Genomic DNA, 14,242 nt, shown 5'->3' with positions numbered 1-14,242 from the left:
CGATGTACATACTTCACTGGCTGTTAACGATAGGTGTCCTGGTATCCTCGGTCGTCTCCGTTATTTACAGCTTCAAATCCAGACGGTCAACCGATCCGCTTGTTCGCGGACTTAATGGCGCACGCATGAATATTAGTATGGGCGCGATGCTCATTCTGATCGCCCTGTTCCAGATGCTCGCCTTCTCCGGTTCTACCTTGAAGGTCGTCATCGGCGCAGTATTGCTCGTGCTGGGCGTGTTCAACATCTTCGCGGGCTTGCGCAATCAGAGCGCATACCGGCAGATGGCGAAACGCGTATGACAAACACATAAAAGGGTTGAGCAGAAGTGATACTCCTGCTCAACCCTTTTTGTGTTATGAGAATGAGTTATGCCTTACAGCTCGCCCCAATAAATTTCCGTTTCATAATCGAATGCCACAAGTCCGTTCTGATTATTCTGGTCGAAAACCCGGCGGAGCTCCTTCATCATCGGTTCATATTGCGGATGATCCGGCGTCGGGATATAGGAGGATGAGTGCATACGGCCGCTCAGCCCTTCGTAATCGAATGCTTGGCTGTTCACGAATCTAGCCTCTTCCATAGGCTTCGGTGCATAGAAAGCTGCAAGATCCGCAGGCGAAATGTTCTTATGCATCAGCTTCGCATAATCGATGCCGTATGTATGGAGCAGCCGGTCATATGCTTCGCGGAAAGGCGTGCCGCTAGTAATTCGCGAGTTCCAGATGAGCACAACTTGTCCGCCAGGCTTTAGAATTCGCGCAAACTCCTGGCGTGCTGCACTGCGATCAAACCAATGGAATGCCTGCGCGCATACGATGAAGTCGACGGAGTGATTCGGCAACCCGGTCTCTTCTGCAGAACCCGGCGCAGTACGGAACAACGGATTCGCACCTAACCTTTGCTCCGCTGCTTCACGCATTTCCTTGTTTGGTTCAACAGCGATGACTGGGCTTCCTTGATTCAAGAGCAGCTCGGAGAACTTGCCAGTGCCTGCACCAACATCTGCGATGACGCTGCTCCTACTCAAGCCGATCGTATGATAAAGATGTGCAATCGCCTCTGCGGGATAACTTGGGCGGTACTTGACATATGCATCTACTCGATTCGAGAACCGTTCTTTACTATTCGTCTCGGCATCTGATGGAATAACAATCGCCTCCGCTTCTTATCGATTATCTATGGCTCAATCGTCTGTACCGTCAGCATCGCTTTGGCAGCTAATCCGCGGCTGTCGGAAACTTCAACCTCAAGCTTGGACAACTTACGTCCGATCTCCAGAGCTCGCGGTGTCAGACGAATATCGCTGTCAATCTGTACAGGCCTCATGAAATAAGTCGTCAAGCTTTCAATTACATAATCATGCTTGCCGACAATTCGTACGAAACGTCTAGCCGCTTCCATCATGAGCGCTGCAAGCACACCCTCGGAAACAGTGCCAAGAGGGCCGGACATTTGCGGCATAATTTTGCCTGTATAGTGATATTCGTATTGGTCATCGCCAATTTCTACTTCCTCTTGTATGAACCCGTCCCACATCAAATCGTCGAATGTCTGACCCGTTTCCCGATGCTTGCCTGCATAACGCATCGCATCCAGCACGTCCTTACGGCTGACGACACCCAACAGCTTCCGATGCCGGTCGACTACAGGCAGCAGATCGATGCCCTCATTGGCCATCGTATGGGCAGCCGAAATAACAGCGATGTTCGGTGCAATCGTAATCGGGTGCCGCGTCATCAAGCGGTCCACGAGCGCATCATCCTGTGCGCCGATGACATCTTTGCTCGCAATCATGCCAATAACGCGGGCCCTATCGTCAATGACCGGGAAGCGGAACATGCCGGAATCGGTAGACAGCCGGTGATAATCAGCCGCCGTATCCGTTGGACGAAGCACCTGTGCCGGCTTGCTCATCGCCACGATGTCTTCAACGAGCATGATCTTGCGTTTAATAAGACGGTCATACATGGCACGGTTGATCATCGAAGCAACCGTAAACGTATCGTAACGTGATACAATGATCGGCAGCTCTCGTTCATCCGCAAGCCGCTTAATCTCTTCTCCTGGCGCGAAGCCGCCGGTCACGAGTACGCCCGCTCCTTGCTCCAGCGCGACGCGGTGCGCATTCTCGCGGTTGCCGACAATAAGCAGGCTGCCTTCATCGATATAACGAAGCATCGCTTCAAGCTCCATGGCGCCGATAGCGAATTTGTTCAAGGTTTTGTCCAGGCCGTTCTCGCCGCCATGCACACGACCTTCAACCATCTCCGCCACCTCGCGGAAAGTAAGCTGAATCGAATTGCCTCTGCTGCGCTTCTCGATCCGGACCGTACCGATTCGCTCGCGCGTGCTGACAATGCCGGAAGCCTCCGCTTCCTTGATCGCCTTGTAGGCTGTACCTTCGCTTACGCCTAGAGATTTGGCAATGGCGCGAACCGATATTTTGGAACCAACCTCAAGCTGTTCGATTGCCGCCAATATTTGCTCGTGCTTCGTTAGAGCGGCATCACCATCGATGCCGCTTCCACCGTTCTTCGTCATGCTGACAGCCCCCTGTTATGATCTACCTGCTGCTCACCCGCGAACCGCTTCATACACAACAAAAGCCCGGTACCCTCCCGGGCATCGGGCTTTGCTCATTGCTTCGAACGGCGATAGCGCATCTGCGCTTGGACGGGTTGCTGCATACGACGTTCCCATATCGCAGCACGTTCACGTTTGATCTGCGCCAGCCGCTGCTTCGTCCGTTCTTTGACTCCGAACAACAGGTACAGCTGCGCGCTGATCACAATGAGAGCAAAGCCAAGCCACACAATTCCGAATACCGTACTAAGCGTCCAGCTCTGCCCAAACTCTATGCGAGGCAGCGCGTACAGCACCATCGCGATCGCGATAGCCAAATAAATGACATTGCGGATTGTTCCGGACATTCGATATCCTCCTCGCATTCGCGTAAATAAGCGTTAGCCCATTCATATCCCAATAAGACAGGATAGATGCGCTTGTCCCTATTAGCGTATGCGGTCGAATAAAACAATAGACCGGTCGTCCACCTCTTGAAGCAGCCAATTAATCCAGCAGCGACTTCAAGCCTTCGCCGAGAATCCGGTTCACGTCCTCGAATAAGACGGAGAAACGGCGCTCTGCGTCAAAATACTTGCTGATCAGAGGATTAAGCGTCAGCACCTCATACAACTTATTCATTTGCTCGAGTTCGCCTGGCGACGGCTCTTCTCCGCTCATCATCTGATGGTGCAGCTTGTGCTGCCGCTCCATGAAGCTGTCCAGCGAGCGTTTAGCATCCGCATCGCCATCTACTGCTTGCTTGGCTGCTTGAAGCGCTTGCGCTTCAGCTGACTCGCGAAGTGACTTCGCCAGTTCGTAAGCCTTATCGTATACGTTCATCTCCATCCACTCCTAATGACCGCGAATTGCATCATACTACTTCGATCATACCACTGTGTACACTGCCCAGCCAAGGTCTTGTCGTCAATTGTTTAGTAAAACGTTGGGCTCGGCAGCAGTCGTCCTAGTTACGAAAGTCGCAATATGGCCAATCACCAAGGGATAGATGTCCTCATATGATGAAGTAATTCGTGAAAAACACCTATAGCCCTTCTATTCAACGTCAACGCTCCCGCTTGGAAGGAGATTTACGATGCTCAAATCCAAAGTCGCCGTCCATGCGGTCAGCTTCGGCCTTCTGCCGGACGATGCGATCATGCTGGGCGAATCTTATCTGAAGCAGTGGAAGATCCCAACAGCCCAGCCGATTACACTCCGGCTCGGCGCTTATCGCCAGCCTATCAAGGTCGTATCTGTCGCCCGCTATGACGGCATGCGCATCAATCAAAGCCTTGCCCGGCGAATCGGTCTCGCGAGCAGCGCTACGCTGCGCCTTCATTATTCCGAGAAAACGTCGACTCTCTCACTCGGCCCGATCATTGGCGTATTGATTAGCCGTGATTATCCGAACCTGCCGGATCGGCCGTTCGGCTCCATTACGATGTTTTGTAAGGAGCTGGTTGACGGTTGTGCGGACGAAGGCGCACATGTCTTTTTTTTCACACCTAACGGCATTTCAGAAAACTCGGACACCGTTGAAGGCTGGGTATTCAACAATGCGTGGAAACGAATATCGATGCCCTACCCTGACATCGTCAACAATCGGCTTACGTCGCGCAAGCTCGAGAATAAACCGAATGTGCAGCAATTTCTGAAGGAAATCAAAATGCGCCATTCCGCTCACGTTTTTAATGAGAAATTTCTCGACAAGCACGAGGTATTCGATGCGCTGAAAAGCGATCTCAAGCTCATCCGTTACTTGCCAGAATCCCATCTGCTGCGTAATTATACGATGCTGAAAGCGATGTGCTCCAAATATGAATCGGTTTTCTTGAAGCCGGTCAGAGGCAGCCTTGGCAAAGGTATCATCAAAATTACGCGTACGGATAACGGCGGCTATCAGGCCATGTTCACAACGACGGCAGGCACGCGCAAGCAGCAATTTGCTTCTCTTGTAAAGCTGTTCTCCTCCATTAATGTCAAAATGAAAACTGTGCGCTATCAAGTCCAGCAAGGATTACAGCTTATCGATATTTCAAAGCGCCCCGTCGACTTCCGAGCACTCGTACAGAAGAACGCCGCCGGCAAATGGACGGTTACTTCCATTGTCGCGCGAACGGCAGGCGGCGCTCACTTTGTATCCAATCTTGCCCGCGGCGGTACGCTTAGCACCGTGAAGGAAGCAATCGGCAAATCAAATCTGCTCGTTGCAAGACAAGAAGCGCCTGAACGGTTGCAGCGGGCCGCGCTTGAGATTGCCGAGGGGATCGATCAGCATATTCCCGCCCATTTTGGCGAACTGGGCATCGACCTTGCCGTCGATACTTCGGGTCGCGTCTGGCTGCTCGAAGTGAACTCCAAGCCTTCTAAGAATGATAATACGCCGCTGACCGAGCTCAAGATTCGTCCGTCAGTGTTAAGAATGATTCAATACAGCCGGTATTTATCCGGTTTTTAATTCGGAGGTCGACTATGGATCGGTTGTGGCTGCTGCTAGCCGTCTTCATCACACGTCTTCCCGTATCACTCGTTGGCGCAGGCTCCAAGGATGCCGATTCCTCAGCCCGCAGCCGAATGCCAGAGGATCGGTTCCTCCGCATGCTCGCTGCCGCTGGTGCACAGCAGCGCATTCGTGTCGTTGTCATCGATGCCGACTATGGTTCTGTGCAGGATGGGACGATACACGGCTTCGAACGGGCAAACGGACGGTGGGCACCCTGCTCCTGTCCGCTGCCTGATGTTGTTTATGACCGCAGCTTCGCCAAGAACGCAGAAACCCGAACTCGCATTCGACGAGCGCTGCAAACACTCATTCATGCAGGAGCTAAACCGCTCAGCAGCGAGCTTCCCGATAAGCTTCTCGTGCAGGATGCCCTGCTAAGCCATCCGGAACTTGCAAAGCTGGTTCCGCCGACATGGCTTTATCAGGGAAGCGCGCAGTTGCGCCACCTGTTGAAGCTCAGACCCGAGGGGCTGTTCTTAAAGCCTGCTGCCGGTTCGCAGGGCCGCGGTGCGCTGCGCATTCGCCAGCATGGTGAAGCAATTGTCATAGATGGGCGTACAAGAGCCAATCAGTCGTTCTCCTTCCGTTATGCGAGTATACAAGAAGCGACCGATCGTCTAGATCGGTTCGTCGGAGCAAGCCGCTTCATTATTCAGCCGTTGCTGCCGCTGCTCGATGCTGAAGATCGGCCCCACGATGTCAGACTTCTCTTACAAAAGGTTAACAACGGCCGTTGGGTCAGCACTTGTATGGTAAGCCGAGTAGGGCAAAACGGCAGCGTCACATCGAATTTGCATGGCGGCGGCACAGCAGAGTCCGCTAAGGAAAGATTATCCCGGCTCTACGGTAGAGATAAAACCGAAATTCTGCTGCAAACGATAGTCTCCGCAGGGCAACTGGCGGCTCCCTTGATTGAGCAGCATTACGGCCGATTCGCTGAATTTGGATTTGACTTCGGACTATCGCAAGACGGCAAGCTGTGGCTGCTGGAGGCGAACTCGAAGCCAGGCCGCCAATCGCTAAAGCTGACAGGGGATACGCAAGCCGAACAACTATCAGTCAGACGTCTCCTGTCTTATGCACGAAAGCTAGCCGACGGAAAGCGGCTCTATTCGAGAGCTTCCAACGGTCATAACCACTATGTCGGGTTCCCATCGGACTACGTTCAGGAGGTTCATCCATGAGTTTGACATTATGTAACGTGCAATTCTCGCAACAATCCGATCGTGTCGTCTATTTATCGAATCCGGTACTAAAGAGTCTTGCAGGCCATAAAACCGTTAACATCAAGCTCGGCAAAGAAACCATCACAGCAGCGGTTAAACCGCTCAAACGTTCCGGCAATTATATGTATCTGTCAGCAGGCGTTCGCCAATCGATTCGCGTGCCAAAGTCGGGCAATGTCTATTTGCTTCAAGGCAGCAGTAATGAGCTGCAGCTTGGACCGCTCATCGGTGTATTGTGCGACTCTGGCTTCCGATCCGATACGATGCCTTTCGGCTCCCGCACCGGTTATATAAGGCAGCTGCTCCGCGCTGGCGAGAAGAAAGCTTATCTGTTCGCCTTCAGCCCTCGCGACGTGAACTGGCAGCAGGAAACGATCAACGGTTACTTCTTGAATGGCTCGGGCGGCTGGATACGCCGTGTTGTACCGCTGCCGGACGTTGTCTACAACCGTCTGCCGAGCAGAAAAGCTGAAACGACATCCGCTATCGTCAATTTCCGCGAACGTTTCATCAAACGCAATATCCCGTTCTTCAACTGGACGTTCTTCAATAAATCGGATGTTTACAAATTGATCGATAATGATGTGGAGGCGCTCAAGCATCTCCCGGATTCCGTGTCGCGGCCAAGTCCAGAGAAAATCAAAGAAATGCTTGAGAAACATCAGTTCCTTTACTTCAAGCCAACCGGCGGCAGCCTAGGCATCGGCATCTATCGACTCACTTATCATCCTAAACGCGGCTATTTCGCTCGCTATCGCAAAGGCGGCAGCAACGTGCTGCTCCGGTTCTCGAACTTCAACTCGATGATGCGCATGCTGCAGGGCAATCATGGCGTTTCGCTTAACAATTACGTCAGCCAACAGGGCATCCGCTTAATTGAGATTGATGGTTGCCCAATCGACTTCCGTTTCCACATGCATAAGGACGGCAATAACGAATGGGTACCGGCAGGCATCGGAGCGAAGAAAGCTGGCCGCGGCAGCGTAACGACACATGTGAAGAACGGCGGATCGCTGATGACGCCAGAGCAAGCGTTGTCCCGCGTATTCGGCGACAGAGCAGACGAGATTTTGGATAAAGCAAAGAAGGTTGCAATAAAGCTGTCCGAAGCCATCGAACGCAACTATTCGCATCGACTTGGCGAGTTGGGTCTCGATCTTGGCATCGATAAAGACGGCGAAGTGTGGATGTTCGAGGCGAACTCCAAGCCAGGACGGTCGATCTTCAAGCACCCGGCGTTGAAGGAGCAAGGGCGCGCCTCTCTGTCGTATATTTTGGACCACTGTCTGTACCTGAGCCGGTTCCAGGGAGGTAAAGCAGATGGATCTTGAGTCGGTAGTAGAAGATAAACCAGCAGAGGTTCAGTCCCGTCGGCCCGTCATGGCCATTCTGACGATGGAAGACGATCTGCTGCTGTTCCGCGGTAACCGCGAAAACTTCGCCGATATCATTCGGACTGGACGCGACATGGGCTTTATCGTTTACGTGCTGACGACCAAAAATTTAAACTTGTCGAAAAGTCAGCTCGTCGGCTATGCGTTCAACGATCGTGAGGAGCTGTGGTACAATCAGCTCTTCCCGTTCCCTGACGTCATCTACAATCGGATTCCGCTTCGTGAAGATGAACTTCAGCCTTCCGTTCGCGGCAAAATTAACGCCTGCATGAAGCATCCGAGAACCCAATTGTTCAACCCGACCTTCTTCAACAAGTGGAGCCTGTTCGAATGGCTTCGCTTGTCGAAGACGACAAAGCCATTTATTCCGACAACGAAGCGGATGCTCTCTCGTTCCGGCTTGACCCAGCTTATGCGAAAGTACAACTTTTTGTATTTGAAGCCTGTCAGCGGTAAAGCCGGCAAGGGCATTATGACAGTGAAGGTCCTTCCCGAGAAAAGTTTGCCGTACCGGCTTCGGATCCAAATGGATAAGAAAAGCGTGACGTACAACTGCGCTTCGATCCCGAAGCTGTGGACGCGAATCCGTAAGCAGAGCATTGGCGAGGCCTACATCGTCCAGCAAGGCATCGCGTTAGCAACCGTGAATGAACGCCGCTTCGATCTTCGGGCACTGATCCAGAAAAATCAGCGCGGGCAATGGGACATTACAGGGGTGGGCGCACGTCTTGCAGGCACAACCAGCATTACAACACATGTGCCAAGGGGCGGCAGCATCGAAGATCCAGAGAAGCTGCTTGTGCAAACATTCGGTGAAGACGAAGCGCGTAAAATTATGATCAAAGCCAAAAACACTTCGCTTATTATCGCCAAACAGATTGAGCGCGGGTCCGGTCAAGAGCTTGGCGAGATGTCTATGGATCTGGGCGTCGACCAGACGGGCAATGTGTGGTTCTTTGAAGCTAACGCAAAGCCGATGAAATTCGATGAACCGCATATTCGCAAAAAGTCGCTGGAGCGTATTTTCCACTACGGCCTATATCTATACGGCAGGAAAAAGTCTAAGATCGGAGGAGCGTAAATGGACATTGTGCGGTTAAAGCCATCGCAATGGCTGCAATGGCGCAGCCGCCTCGTCACATTCGCCAAGCGCTATGGTGACCGCCGGCTTACTGCCGGCGGCCTGCACGCTTTATCGCTTGCAGGCGAATCCGCCTCCGCATCGACCGCTATCGTTATCGCACACGAAGCCGGCAGACTTGCTGGCTTCGCTTTTGCGCAGGATGCAGGCGAAGCGGCTTGTGTAATCGCTGTCCGCCCGGAGGCGCGTGGTCGTGGCGTTGGAGGCAGACTGATTGCTTCGCTGATTGAAGCATGCGGTGGCTTGTGCGGCTCTGTCGCCTGCGATAATGCAGCGAGCATGAAGTTATTTTTCCGCGCAGGGTTAAAGGCTGTTAGTCTTCATAGCGGGCCGACTGGCAAACCAACCCTTCGCTTCGAGACTGATGGATACCGATCGCAGCCAACTGTTCAACAGCCTTCCGAGTCTATAAAGGAGGCATCCGCATGGCAAAGCCCGTGCTAGGCATCTTAACCTTATATTTGAACGACAATGGCGCGCTCGAAGAGCGCCCGATCTATCAACGCATGACGACAGCCGGCCAGAAACTCGGATTAGATGTGTTCGTGTTCACGCCGCGCGATGTCAATTACAAGACGAATCGAATAAACGCCCAATTCTATGATGCGGCCACGAAGAAATGGTCGAAGCGCTGGACCCCCTTCCCTAACCTCATTTATGATCGCTGCCGCATTCAGAAATCAAGCCGTTTCGATGAGCTTCGCCGCTTCCGTCAGCAATATGGCCATTTGACATTTCTTAACCGACCGCTCCGTAACAAATGGACCGTACATCGCACGCTATCTCGCGACAAACGGTTCGCAGGCAATTTGCCTAGCACACGTATGTACGAATCGATTGCTGATCTGAATGCCATGCTTCGCAAGCATTCGCTCATTTACTTAAAGCCCATAAACGGGACCGGCGGCCGCGGCATCCTGAGAATCGAACGAGTCGATAATGACAAGGTGCTGCTGCAAGGTCGTGACCAGCATCGCCGTATAGTTGCATCGCAGCGCATCTCCACATCAGAGCTGGCCGATAAGCTGTCCTCGTGGCATCTGAAGGAGAAACGTTATCTCGTGCAGCAGGGCATTCCGATCAAGCTGCCGAATGGCCGCGTGCACGACTACCGGATGCTTGTGCAGAAAGATGGCGAAGGCAATTGGCGTGTAACAGGCTGTGCTGGACGCATTGGCGCGCAGAACAGCGTTACGTCCAATTTGCATGGCGGCGGCCATGCTGCAACGATGGATACGCTTCTGAAGCGGTGGATTAAGAATGATTCGAAGATTGATATCGTGAAGCGTGATGCCGAACAATTCGGGATACAGGTCGCTCAGCATCTCGAACAATCATATGGGCGGCTGTGCGAGCTGGCGTTAGACCTTGCGATCGATAAACAAGGGCGCGTCTGGCTCCTCGAGGTGAATCCGAAGCCGGCTCGTGAGGTGTTCATTGAGGCGGGAGATACGAAGACGTACCAACAAGCGATCACTCGTCCGCTGGAGTATGCGATGCATCTGTTTGAGAAGGAAAAGAAGAAGAAAGTGGAAGTGAAGACGTCGAGCTTGGATGAAGATCTTCGGTGGGATGACTATAAGGGATCAGAGGATTAGAAGACTAGAAGATGAGTAGCGCTTCGCGCATTCATGTGCGTAGAGATCACTCCACAGGGGGCGGCTTCGCCCTAGTAGTGCGGCTGTCACTGCGCAGGGAGCGGCTTCGCCTTATAGTGCGACCGACACTGCGCAGGTGAATGTTTCTTCCGATCGCTGTTGTCCCCAGATTGTTCTGATCTTATAGATTCTATATTGGATACAATCCGGTTGACAAAGGCGACCACTACGTTTCTCCAGAAATCATTCACCTGCTCCGTTACGACGCACGGCCTTCGCCACTTCGGATTTTTATATAGCATAGTGGCTGAACAGGTTAAGATACTCCTGTCCAGCCTTCGTTGTTGTGTAGCGCTTCGCGCATTAATGTGCGTGGAGGTCACTCCACAGGGGGCGGCTTCGCCTTATAGTGCGACCGACACTGCGCAGGTGAATGTTTCTTCCGATCGCTGTTGTCCCCAGATTGTTCTGATCTTATAGATTCTATATTGGATACAATCCGGTTGACAAAGGCGACCACTACGTTTCTCCAGAAATCATTCACCTGCTCCGTTCTGCCGCACGGCCTTCGCCACTTCGGATTTTTATATAGCATAGTGGCTGAACAGGTTAAGATACTCCTGTTCAGCCTTCGTTGTTATGTAGCGCTTCGCGCATTAATGTGCGTAATGGTCACTCCACAGGGGCCGGCTTCGCCTATACTGCTGGTCTGGAGAGATAAAAAGGCTGAACAGCAATGCCCTGTTCAGCCTTTTGTGTAGTATTAGCTTGCGGATGTGTCGTTGCGCTTGCGCATACGGTAGACTACGGTACCGCCTGCGAGAGCGCCGATAAGGCAGGTGCCAGCGAGCGTCCATGCACGGCCTGCCCTACCTCCGTCCTCTTCGACCGCGGTAGGTGTATTGGCAGCCATGGATGCTGCTAGCATCTTCACCTCATTTTCATGATGAGACACTTGAAAATGTCCCGCATCGGATATGCCATGTGAAGTGATGACGCGAATATTGCCTAACGTATCTACGAGAAGCTCCGGTTTTTCACCTTTGGGCACAACCGTCCAGATCGGTTTCTCTGCCATGTAGTCAACGTTCGGCATCCCTTCCATATGATAAACCTCGTTCTCTTCGAACAACTGCTTCTGCTCGAAAGCGTTGAATCCGTAATCAAGCAGGCCGCGCATATCTTTATACAGCTGATCGCTTGAAGGCGACTTCAGGACGACGCCGATAATCTCCATGTCGGCCCGTTTGGCGGATGCGACAAGTGTCTGGCCTGCAACCGTCGTATAACCGTTCTTAATGCCTGTAGCGCCTTCATAGGTGCCAAGCAGCTTATTATGGTTAACGAGCGTTGTCTGCCACGTCTCACCCGTCCAATTGACCTTCTTCGTGCCGACCAGCTCGCGGAACTTCTCATTCTGCATCGCATAGCGAGCTATCTTCGCCATGTCCTCTGCTGTTGTGTAATGTTCCGGATCTGGCAGACCATGCGGATTGCGGAACTGACTGTTCATCGCCCCCGCATGCTCGCGCACGAACGTATTCATCCGCTCAGCGAACTTCTCCTTGGATCCGTCAATGTGATCGGCTATTGCTGTCGCCGCATCGTTACCCGAGTTAACCATCATGCCAAGCAGCAGCTGCCACATGGACATCTGCTCGCCCTCTTCCAGGTAGACACGCGTCCCTTCTTCCCAACGGGCATCTTTGGAAACGGTTACAGTATCAGAAACGTCAGCAGTCTCGAGCGCCACAATCGCCGTTACGATCTTCGTGATGCTCGCTGGATACATTTGCTCCGTTGCATTCTTCGAATATAAGACCGTTCCGGTTCTCCCGTCGATCAGAATGGCAGACTCTGCTGCAACGTCTGGCTTATGGACTGCTGCAGCATCAGATGCCGTTGACTGATCGCCAGAAGATTCAGAAGCTGCAGGCGCAGCCATAACAACGGCAGAAGCTGGCATTTGCATACCGATCAGCATGACGAGCGCGGCAGCAAACGCGAGCCGCATCCAGCCTGCCATATTTCGAAACTTAGCTCTTTTGCTTATTGCCACGCCTATCTCTCCTGTCTCTTCCGTTTTCCCGTAGATGCTACATACAGTACAGTATACGCGTCTCCATCCTGCGCAAGCACAAATGGAATTATAAGCCTGTTTCTATTTCTATATCTTCGCGTTTCGGAACGCGAACGCTAATTCCTTGTTCAACCGCTTCCGTTAGCCACAACATGGCAAGGAGGCCGACCAGCGAAACTGCAACCGATACAGGCAGCGACCAAATCACTTTCGGATGCGAGAAGAAAGGAATGAACGACACCGCCATAATCGGAGGCGCATTCCATTTCATCTTCGTAATTAATCCGATCATCAGCAGTGCATTAATGAAGAAGGTTATTGGTCCATGGTCAATTGTGTACAACGTCGTTCCAATGCAGGCACCGATTATGGCGCCGATCATAATATTGAACTGCGCTTTCCGTTCTTGTGTACGTTTCAGGAATAACAAACAAAATGCCCCGAGCGTCGGGAAAAACAAAGTATGTACATCCGGAAACTGAGTTGAAGCCCAATAAATAAACATCATATATAAACTGGCCATAATTGCACGAGTCTTAGACATAATTCAACCTTTCTATTCTTCCATCACGCCGTTACCAAGTAGATGGGTCTTATTAACTAGACCTATTGTAAAAGACTGGACTGGATATCGTCAATGACTAACGATTGGCAGACATTGCACTGAACCTCTTCAATAAGTTCCATAATCGCATGAAAAACGCATCAGGCTTGGATTTGCCCGATGCGTATAGGTAATCATTAATAATCTTTAACGAAGCGGTGCAAAATGTGCTACTTGCGCAAGCAGTCGGTCAATCTCGGATAATACTGCTGCATCAAGATTAACGCCTACTGCTTTCACATTTTCTTCGATCTGTTCCGGACGAGTTGCTCCAATAATCGCAGAGCTAACATTCGGCTGACGGAGAATCCATGACAGCGCAAGCTGCGACAGCTTCAAATCGAGCGTACCTGCCAGCTCTTCCAGCTGTGCAACAACGCCAAGCACTTCATCATTCATATAGCTGTTGATGACGAAATTAACGGACGAGTCCGAAGCGCGCGTGCCTGCAGGAATCGGCTGGCCTGGCTTATATTTGCCGGTCAATACGCCTTGAGCCAGCGGCGAGAAGACAACTTGTCCCAGCCCTTCCCGTTCACTCAACGGAATCACTTCGCGCTCAATATAACGCTCGAACATGTTGTAGATCGGTTGGTTCGCAATCTGCGGACGAAGATTCATTCGGCGGCCGATCTCGACAGCTTGACCAATCTGTGCAGCAGACCATTCGCTCACGGCCGAATACAAGATTTTACCTTGTGCGGTCAAGTCATCAAGTGCTCGCAAAGTCTCTTCGACGGGCACGGAATCGTCAAACCGGTGGCAGAAGTAGATGTCGATGTAATCGACGCCGAGACGTCGCAGACTCGCATCACACTGCTCCATAATGTGCTTGCGCGACAGACCGCGCTCGTTCACATCGTCGCCCATTGCGAAAAACACTTTAGTCGACAGCACATAGCTGCTTCTCGAATAAGGCTTCAACGCAGCGCCCATTGCCTCTTCGCCTGCTCCACGATTGTATGCGTTTGCTGTATCAAAAAAGTTAATTCCGTTGTCGAACGCTGAACGAATACATTTATCTGCCGCATCACGTTCTGCTGCCGTACCATATGTAAGCCAGCTGCCAAGTCCGATTTCGCTTACTTTCAAACCGCTTTTGCCAAGACTTCTATATTGCATTGTTAT

At 52.0% G+C, this 14,242-nt stretch carries 14 protein-coding genes; 7 read left to right on the top strand and 7 right to left on the bottom strand.

All coding sequences use genetic code 11. The features are described 5' to 3' along the window. Positions 1–2 precede the first annotated feature (2 nt). Positions 3–302, top strand: a complete 300-nt coding sequence (locus H8B09_RS02890) for a YtpI family protein (RefSeq protein WP_191201957.1) — start codon at positions 3–5, stop codon at positions 300–302. A gap of 74 nt (positions 303–376) precedes the next feature. Here H8B09_RS02890 and H8B09_RS02885 read toward each other — a convergent pair whose 3' ends face one another. The 4 genes from H8B09_RS02885 to H8B09_RS02870 all read right to left on the bottom strand — a co-directional run bounded on the left by H8B09_RS02885 (position 377) and on the right by H8B09_RS02870 (position 3,408). Continuing rightward, positions 377–1,150 carry a class I SAM-dependent methyltransferase gene (locus H8B09_RS02885; protein WP_191202777.1) on the bottom strand — a complete coding sequence of 258 codons (774 nt, stop codon included), beginning with the start codon at positions 1,148–1,150 and terminating at the stop codon, positions 377–379. A 29-nt stretch (positions 1,151–1,179) separates the two neighbouring features. After that, positions 1,180–2,544, bottom strand: coding sequence for a DRTGG domain-containing protein (locus tag H8B09_RS02880; RefSeq protein ID WP_191201956.1), 1,365 nt, complete (start codon positions 2,542–2,544; stop codon positions 1,180–1,182). A gap of 95 nt (positions 2,545–2,639) precedes the next feature. Then, positions 2,640–2,933, bottom strand: a complete 294-nt coding sequence (locus H8B09_RS02875) for a hypothetical protein (protein WP_191201955.1) — start codon at positions 2,931–2,933, stop codon at positions 2,640–2,642. A gap of 139 nt (positions 2,934–3,072) precedes the next feature. Next, on the bottom strand, positions 3,073–3,408 hold the full coding sequence (locus H8B09_RS02870) for a YlbF family regulator (RefSeq protein WP_191201954.1): 336 nt from the start codon (positions 3,406–3,408) through the stop codon (positions 3,073–3,075). Positions 3,409–3,661: 253 nt separating this feature from the next. On the opposite strand from H8B09_RS02870, the gene H8B09_RS02865 reads away from it, so the two are divergent. Genes H8B09_RS02865 through H8B09_RS02840 form a run of 6 tightly spaced genes read left to right on the top strand, consistent with a single transcriptional unit; the run spans position 3,662 to position 10,430 of the window. Further along, entirely contained in the window at positions 3,662–5,026 is a 1,365-nt protein-coding gene (locus H8B09_RS02865; protein ID WP_191201953.1) for a YheC/YheD family endospore coat-associated protein, read from the top strand. 14 nt (positions 5,027–5,040) lie between these two features. Beyond that, the gene (locus tag H8B09_RS02860; RefSeq protein ID WP_191201952.1) at positions 5,041–6,255 is read left to right on the top strand and encodes a YheC/YheD family endospore coat-associated protein; all 1,215 of its coding nucleotides are present in this window, start codon (positions 5,041–5,043) and stop codon (positions 6,253–6,255) included. Then, entirely contained in the window at positions 6,252–7,628 is a 1,377-nt protein-coding gene (locus tag H8B09_RS02855; protein ID WP_191201951.1) for a YheC/YheD family endospore coat-associated protein, read from the top strand. The genes H8B09_RS02860 and H8B09_RS02855 overlap by 4 nt, the downstream gene beginning before the upstream one ends. Further along, positions 7,618–8,772, top strand: coding sequence for a YheC/YheD family endospore coat-associated protein (locus H8B09_RS02850; protein ID WP_191201950.1), 1,155 nt, complete (start codon positions 7,618–7,620; stop codon positions 8,770–8,772). The genes H8B09_RS02855 and H8B09_RS02850 overlap by 11 nt, the downstream gene beginning before the upstream one ends. Then, the gene (locus H8B09_RS02845; RefSeq protein ID WP_191201949.1) at positions 8,773–9,276 is read left to right on the top strand and encodes a GNAT family N-acetyltransferase; all 504 of its coding nucleotides are present in this window, start codon (positions 8,773–8,775) and stop codon (positions 9,274–9,276) included. After that, positions 9,258–10,430: a YheC/YheD family endospore coat-associated protein gene (locus H8B09_RS02840; protein ID WP_191201948.1), complete on the top strand. Its 1,173-nt coding sequence runs from the start codon at positions 9,258–9,260 to the stop codon at positions 10,428–10,430. Before H8B09_RS02845 ends, H8B09_RS02840 begins: the two co-directional genes overlap by 19 nt. Before the next feature lie 763 nt (positions 10,431–11,193). Here the strand turns inward: H8B09_RS02840 and H8B09_RS02835 are convergent. From H8B09_RS02835 to H8B09_RS02825, 3 genes are all read right to left on the bottom strand, one after another. After that, on the bottom strand, positions 11,194–12,489 hold the full coding sequence (locus H8B09_RS02835) for a D-alanyl-D-alanine carboxypeptidase family protein (protein WP_318152522.1): 1,296 nt from the start codon (positions 12,487–12,489) through the stop codon (positions 11,194–11,196). An 88-nt stretch (positions 12,490–12,577) separates the two neighbouring features. Next, on the bottom strand, positions 12,578–13,054 hold the full coding sequence (locus tag H8B09_RS02830) for an HPP family protein (protein WP_191201947.1): 477 nt from the start codon (positions 13,052–13,054) through the stop codon (positions 12,578–12,580). 207 nt (positions 13,055–13,261) lie between these two features. Then, positions 13,262–14,236: an aldo/keto reductase family protein gene (locus H8B09_RS02825; RefSeq protein ID WP_191201946.1), complete on the bottom strand. Its 975-nt coding sequence runs from the start codon at positions 14,234–14,236 to the stop codon at positions 13,262–13,264. Between the last annotated feature and the right edge of the window lie 6 nt (positions 14,237–14,242).

Source organism: Paenibacillus terricola, from assembly GCF_014779765.1.
Classification (GTDB): domain Bacteria; phylum Bacillota; class Bacilli; order Paenibacillales; family Paenibacillaceae; genus Paenibacillus_T; species Paenibacillus_T terricola.
Note: the sequence above shows the minus strand (reverse complement) of the source record. Positions and strands in the feature narration are given on the sequence as shown.

Coding starts and splice junctions, on each gene's coding strand:
- H8B09_RS02870 (WP_191201954.1), bottom strand. CDS start 3,408: ATGAACGTATACGATAAGGCTTACGAACTGGCGAAGTCACTTCGCGAG.
- H8B09_RS02865 (WP_191201953.1), top strand. CDS start 3,662: ATGCTCAAATCCAAAGTCGCCGTCCATGCGGTCAGCTTCGGCCTTCTG.
- H8B09_RS02845 (WP_191201949.1), top strand. CDS start 8,773: ATGGACATTGTGCGGTTAAAGCCATCGCAATGGCTGCAATGGCGCAGC.
- H8B09_RS02850 (WP_191201950.1), top strand. CDS start 7,618: ATGGATCTTGAGTCGGTAGTAGAAGATAAACCAGCAGAGGTTCAGTCC.
- H8B09_RS02880 (WP_191201956.1), bottom strand. CDS start 2,544: ATGACGAAGAACGGTGGAAGCGGCATCGATGGTGATGCCGCTCTAACG.
- H8B09_RS02875 (WP_191201955.1), bottom strand. CDS start 2,933: ATGTCCGGAACAATCCGCAATGTCATTTATTTGGCTATCGCGATCGCG.
- H8B09_RS02825 (WP_191201946.1), bottom strand. CDS start 14,236: ATGCAATATAGAAGTCTTGGCAAAAGCGGTTTGAAAGTAAGCGAAATC.
- H8B09_RS02890 (WP_191201957.1), top strand. CDS start 3: ATGTACATACTTCACTGGCTGTTAACGATAGGTGTCCTGGTATCCTCG.
- H8B09_RS02860 (WP_191201952.1), top strand. CDS start 5,041: ATGGATCGGTTGTGGCTGCTGCTAGCCGTCTTCATCACACGTCTTCCC.
- H8B09_RS02840 (WP_191201948.1), top strand. CDS start 9,258: ATGGCAAAGCCCGTGCTAGGCATCTTAACCTTATATTTGAACGACAAT.
- H8B09_RS02855 (WP_191201951.1), top strand. CDS start 6,252: ATGAGTTTGACATTATGTAACGTGCAATTCTCGCAACAATCCGATCGT.
- H8B09_RS02830 (WP_191201947.1), bottom strand. CDS start 13,054: ATGTCTAAGACTCGTGCAATTATGGCCAGTTTATATATGATGTTTATT.